We start from the raw sequence: 721 nt of genomic DNA, 5'->3' as shown, positions 1-721 counted from the left end.
GGTTTCGGCCACTCGTCCCAGCGTTACAGGAAGCGCTCCAACCCGCAGGTGGCACTGCGGATGCGGCTGAAGGAGTTCGCTGCCGCACGGGTCCGCTACGGCTACCGACGGCTGCACATCCTGCTGCGGCGGGAGGGCTGGAAGGTGAACCACAAGCGCACGTACCGGATTTACCGGGACGAGGGGCTGTCGATCCGGTCCAAGCTGCCCAAGCGCAAACGGGCCTGTCGCTACCGACAAGGGCGACCCGCGATCGGCGGTCCAAACGAGGTCTGGGCGATGGACTTCGTATCCGACCGCGTCTTCGACGGGCGTCCGTTCCGGATCCTGACCGTCGTCGATTGCGACACGCGAGAGGCGCTCTCACTCACGCCGAGAGTCAACTTCCGCGCCTTCCAGGTGACCGAGGCGCTCGACGCCTTGGTCCGGCTGCGGGGCCGGCCTCAGAGCCTGCGGGTGGACAACGGGCCGGAGTTTGCCGGTCGTATGCTCGACCAGTGTGCGTACCTGAATGGGGTCGAGTGGGATTGCCCCTGTTTGGTGGACACCGAGAACGCTTTCGCGTGAGGTGTTTGTCCAGTGCCGAAGAGTCGTCCCCCTTACCCCACCGAGTTCCGCCGACAGATGGTCGAGTTGGCCCGCGCCGGGCGTGATCCGAACGATCTGGCTCGCGAGTTCGAGCCCTCCGCGCAGGCCATCCGCAACTGGGTTGCCGAGGCCG

1 protein-coding gene and 1 pseudogene are annotated in these 721 nt (G+C 66.3%); both read left to right on the top strand.

The genetic code is table 11. The features are described from left to right. Positions 1–528, top strand: a pseudogene (locus tag MKL11_RS09980) (DDE-type integrase/transposase/recombinase); the annotation flags it as partial. Positions 529–624: 96 nt separating this feature from the next. Beyond that, on the top strand, positions 625–721 hold a 97-nt coding region (locus MKL11_RS09975; RefSeq protein ID WP_409565837.1), incomplete at its 3' end, for a hypothetical protein.

Source organism: Methylobacterium sp. J-077, from assembly GCF_022829365.1.
Lineage (GTDB): Bacteria > Pseudomonadota > Alphaproteobacteria > Rhizobiales > Beijerinckiaceae > Methylobacterium.
Note: the sequence above shows the minus strand (reverse complement) of the source record. Positions and strands in the feature narration are given on the sequence as shown.